This window comes from Bacteroidales bacterium, from assembly GCA_013314715.1.
Classification (GTDB): Bacteria; Bacteroidota; Bacteroidia; order Bacteroidales; family GWA2-32-17; genus Ch61.
Window position 1 is genome coordinate 1 of the sequence record JABUFC010000082.1, and the last position, 5,561, is coordinate 5,561.

The 5,561-nt window shown below is 30.2% G+C and carries 3 protein-coding genes; all 3 read right to left on the reverse strand.

Annotated features, from left to right (window positions below):
- A partial coding sequence (locus tag HPY79_12190; GenBank protein NSW46563.1) for a tetratricopeptide repeat protein occupies positions 1 to 1,349 on the reverse strand: 1,349 nt, incomplete at its 3' end.
- 32 nt (positions 1,350 to 1,381) lie between these two features.
- The gene (locus HPY79_12195; protein NSW46564.1) at positions 1,382 to 4,639 is read right to left on the reverse strand and encodes a SpoIIE family protein phosphatase; all 3,258 of its coding nucleotides are present in this window, start codon (positions 4,637 to 4,639) and stop codon (positions 1,382 to 1,384) included.
- 1 nt (position 4,640) lies between these two features.
- The gene (locus HPY79_12200; GenBank protein ID NSW46565.1) at positions 4,641 to 5,444 is read right to left on the reverse strand and encodes a hypothetical protein; all 804 of its coding nucleotides are present in this window, start codon (positions 5,442 to 5,444) and stop codon (positions 4,641 to 4,643) included.
- Between the last annotated feature and the right edge of the window lie 117 nt (positions 5,445 to 5,561).

Here is a 5,561-nt window from a genome sequence, read left to right on the forward strand (position 1 = left end):
TTGGCAATGGCTTGTTTTTTCTCAAACTCGTAGTTCATTTCGGCGTGAAGTTGTTGCTTCTTTTTTTCGTCGTTGGTAATGCTGTCTCTTGCTACAATATATTTTTTATAGTGTTCAAGCGCAAGTTTGTAATTACCAATGGTATCATAGAGCTGAAATAAACCTAGTTCTGCTAATTTTTTTGATTCTAATACACCAATACTATCGCTATATTCGATGGCTAGCTTTAAAGAATTTTCTGCCTTATTAAAATTACCTATTTGGGTATAAGCAACACCAATGTTTCCTAGAGTAATGGATATCCCTTTCTTGTCATTTATCTTTTGAGAAAGTTCTAAAGATTTTAAATAATATTTTAATGCTTCAGCATAATTCTTTTGAATGTTGAATATGTTGCCGATGTTGTTAAGTATTAATGCAATACTATAATTATTACCAGTTTCTTTTTCTATTTCTAAAGCTTCTAAGAAATATTCTAAAGCTGTTGAATAATTTGATAGGTTAAAATATACATATGCTAAATTGTTTTTAATTTTTGAAGAAAATGATAAGTCTCCAATCTCATTAGCAATCTTTAATGATTTTTGATAATATTCTAATGCTTTATCATTATTTTTTTGTAAATTATAAATATTGCCAATGTTATTTAAAATATTAAGAACAGCATGTTTATTATTCACTTCTTCTGCAATTTTTAATGCTTTAAAAAAATGTTCAATTGCCTTTGGATAATTGGTTTGAGAAAAATAAACAAGTCCAATATTATTAAGTTTGTTTATAAGACCTAATTTATCGCCAAGTTCTTCTGATATATGTAATGCTTTGTAATAATATTCAAGTGCTTTGGCATAATTGCCTTGGTCGTCATAGACCATGCCCATTGCATTGTATGCACTCGAAATACCTTTTTTATACTTTATTACTTCACAAATTTTTTGCGAATTTGAAAAGTTTCTTAAAGCTAATAAATAATTGCCACGGTCATAATAAACAAAACCAATATTAAGATAAGCATCAGCAATACCTTTAATGGCTGCTTTTTTTATTGAAATAATGTTATTTGTCTTTTTATCATGTGTTAAAATAGTGGATATTTTTAATGCTTGCTGAGCATATATTAATGAAGTATCTAAAGATCCTAATGTTTCGTATATATCGCTTAAATCGTTTAGGTGGTTAATTTTTGCAGTATCATGTTTGTCTTTTTTTAAGAGAGCTTGAAGCGAGTCGATTTTAAATCTATAATTTTGTGAAAAACAATTTATTTTAGGAATGTAAAAATTTAAAAATATCAGTAATAAAACCAAAATAAAAAAATTAGATTTTATTTTATTTTTAATAGCTTTCATATATTAAATGTTAATGCCAATTATCTATTATTTTAATTGATTTTTATTCCTACTACGGTAATATCGTCGGTTTGTTCTTCGTTTCCAATCCACTGCACAATGGTTTCTTCGAATGCTTGTTTTTGTTCGTTCATGGGTTTATGGGCATTTGCTAAAATAAGTTCTTTAAAACGCTTGTACATAAATTTTTTGCCATGTTCGCCCCCAAATTGGTCGGCATAGCCATCGGAGAAGAGGTAGAGCATATCGCCTTGTTGGAGTTGTATTTCATGATTTGTAAAATCTTCCATATGTTCGTAAATGGCAACTGGCATCTTATTTCCTTTGTACTCTATGAGTTGATGTGTTAACGAGTTGGTTATTTGATGTGATGATAAGAAGAAGGGTTGATGAGCTGATGATGATTCATTTTCAATTTTTTTTACAAGATAGAGCGGATTATTGGCTCCAGCGAATTGGCATTGTAATGTTGTTTTGTTGATGGCTATAAGGGCAATGTCCATTCCGTCTTTTTGTGAGTTTAAATTTATTGTTTGTTTGAGTGCCTCGATAATGTAAGTCCTCAGTATATTCAGTATTTCTGATGGTATTGTGATTTCTTTTTTCTTAACAATATCATTTAAAAACGATATTCCTAGCATACTCATAAATGCTCCTGGTATGCCATGACCTGTACAGTCGGCAACGGTTATTACTATTATTTCTTCTTTACTTTTGGGGGAAGTTATAGAGGCTGCCCAATAAAAATCGCCACTAACTATGTTACGAGGTTTAAACAATACCATTGAATTGGGAAATAAGCTTTCTATCATCTCGCGTGATGGGAGCAAAGCCTGTTGTATTCGTTGAGCATAAGAAATACTATCATTTAAATCTTTAAGTATATGCTCTATTGTTGTTTTTTGGTGTTCAATTTCTTCTTTTTGTTTAACAACTTCTTGTGTTCTTAATTTAACAAGCTCTTCGAGTTTTTTGTTTTTTGCAATAAGTCGCTGTGAATTAAAATAAACGATAAGATATATAAAAAGTGCTGCCATTAAAAAATAAATCAAATATGCCCACCACGATCGATACCAAGGTGGTAGAATTTTTATGAACAAGGTTACTTCATCGCTTAAAACGTTTTGTGCATTTTTTGCACGAATAAAGAGGGTATATTCACCTTCATTAAGATTGTTTAAAGCAATTTGTGAATGGTTATTCCAAAGAGAAAATGATTCGTCGTTACTGCCTTTTAAACGCCATGAATATAGTAGGGTAGAGTTATTATCGATGTATAATGACGAAAGGTTTATTTTTATAGAATTTAAATTAAATGGCAATGTAAGTGTATTATTAACATTTAATGGAGACCAAAATCCTAAAACAGAATCGTTAGATATTTCTATTGAGCTAATAGTAAATTGTGGTTTTTGGAGGTTAAATTTATTTAACTTTAATTTATCAATTCTTGCTAAGCCATCATCGGCGCCAATCCAAATTTCGGAGTCGGTAGTCATTATATAATTTAATCGTCCTAAATCGATGGTTTTAAACCAACGATTATCGGCAATACTATCATTATTAACATGATATAAATAATTTTCAATTGCTATGTAAGAATCGTTTTGGCGAGCTTCCACTGCAGTAATGGATTTACCTTTTATGTTTTTAGGATAATTAATTACATCAAAATAGCCTTTAACTTCATTATTTAATGTGTCACCTGTTATTTGTTTTATCTCCTGTGGACTTATGAATTTTAAAAAGCCAGTAGCCGTTGCAAAAAGAATATCGTTATATAAAGCATAAGGGCAAATCCAATCGTTGGGAAGTCCATCTTCTAAGCCTTTATAATGAATTACTTGATTATTATTAGACTTGTTTAATATAAGTTGAAACACTCCTTGGTTTTTTGAACCAATCCAAACGATATGGGCATTTTTTTCTTTTTGAACAACCGCTCCGTATGCATTCACTTTTAAATCGGTCCAATGTTGTATTAGTTTATTACTATTGCAATCGAATAGTTTGGTTCCATTAATTCCTATTGTCAACAGTTGATTTAAATGGTCTAGCAAAACTAAAGAGGTGTATGGTTCTTTAGAGATTTGTTTTGTAATACCCGATAATTCCATTTTCCACAGACCTTGGTCGCTGGCGAACCACATGTTTTTTTTGTTTGATACTATGCTCCAAACAGCGTTTTTAATTTCTTTTATTTCTTTGAATGTTTTTTTATTTGCATTTTCCATTTCAAACAGTCCATCAGTGGTGCCAATAAAAAGATTCCCATTAAATTTATTTATACAATAAACGTTGCCCGTTAGTCCCAATTTTTCGTTTAAATATGAAATATACGATGTATATTGAACTTGACTTATACCCTTTTGTGTTGCCAACCATAAATTTCCGTAATAATCTTGTACTAAGTCGTGAATTTCGTTTGACAATAATCCTTGTGTTGAAGTATAATGAGCAACTACAGATAAATTCGTATCTATAACAATAACACCATTTTTTATTGTAAATAAAGCAATATTGCCATCGGCTAAACGTTGCGCCCCAATTATCATTGCATTTACAAAGAATTCTTTTTGCTGTTTAGATAGTATTGGGACAAAAGTATCTTGTTTCCATTCAAAAAATCCATCTTCCTGTGTAATGATTATTTTTGAATACTTCTTAAATGGCAATATGGCAAATACTCCAATATTGGCAAAAGTTTGTGAATGGGGTATGAACACCATACCCTTTGAACTGATTTGTAATAAACCTTCGTTTCGTTCACGAACAACTATTTTATCATCTACCTTAAATGCAAGATGAAAAGAGGTTTGAGGTTTAATGGGCACTATCGTTTTTTTATCGTAAATATAAATGGCTTCGTCGGTTTGAAAATAAATTTTGTTATTCAATACAAGTATTTTCCAAATAGGGTTGATGAGGTTGATTTTATGTTTTTCAGCAAGCGATTCATATTCCCAAAAACCGTTTTTATTTGCTTTTAAATAACCAAAATCGTTGGTACATCCGACATAGATATTGTCATTTGCAAAAGTTAATGAAGTAACATATGTCCCTGATCTAACTGGAATAAAATTCCATCGGTATCCGTCGAATTGTAAAATACCATAAGCACTTCCAGCATATAAAAATCCGTTTTTGTCAATAGTTACTGAATGAATGTAATTTGAGTATTGAACACCATAATGTTTGGATGTAAAATTTTTAATAGGTTGCTGAATCCATTGAGCCCATGTAAAAATATAGTTAAAAATTAAAAAGAGAAATACAGCAACCTTAATCATTTTATTTCTTTAATTTGAACTCTTTATTCACCCATTTTTCAAGATAATCAGCATCCATAGGTCCATAAAATTGATTTACAAAGTCGTAAATTTCAGCTATTTTTTTTTCGTATGAATCGTTGGCTAATGCATCTAAAATAATCTTAATTTCTGACTTTAATTGCTCTCCGCTTATGAAACTGAGATTAAAAGAAGATAAATATGTGGCTTTGGTATTATCGCCCATTATTTCGTAGTAATAGAGCTTCATTTCACTAACATCGGGATTAGGAATAGGATTGCCATCGATAGTGTATAGTTTATTTTTATCAATTACTAATGTGTCTGATTTAAATGGAAGTTTTTTATTTATTTCTTCGCCTTTATATGTGTATCGAATAAAAAAATAGGCACGATCATTCATTGGGAAAAGTGTTTGGTTAATTTTAATTTCTAACTTATCGATAATAAATAAATGTTTATCAAATAATGAAATAAGCTGATTTTTTGAGTCGATCGATGTATGTAATGCTCCGCGTGATTTGACAGAACTGATCGCGGGTGCAAAAGCAGCTTTAGAAAAAGCATTCGAGGCATTTTGTTCGGTTAATATGATTCTTCCAAATTTAGGATTGATTAGTGCAGCACGAGAGTTTGGAATTAAAAATGCAAAATGGTCGTCGCTACTTACTTCAATTCCACTTTGTAGTTTAATGTTTGCTTTTTTAGCTAAAATTTCGCCATTCACACTAATTACCTTATATGGATTTTGTCCATAAATACTATATTGAATGAATAATAAGATCAAAAATAAACTTATTTTCATGTGTAATTATTTTTTAATTTTTAAATTAAGGTCACATGGAATACGCCATTCGAATAAAGAGCAAGGCTTATTTGTGAGTGATAATTTCATTTTCGGTTGCTGTGAATTTATTCTCAT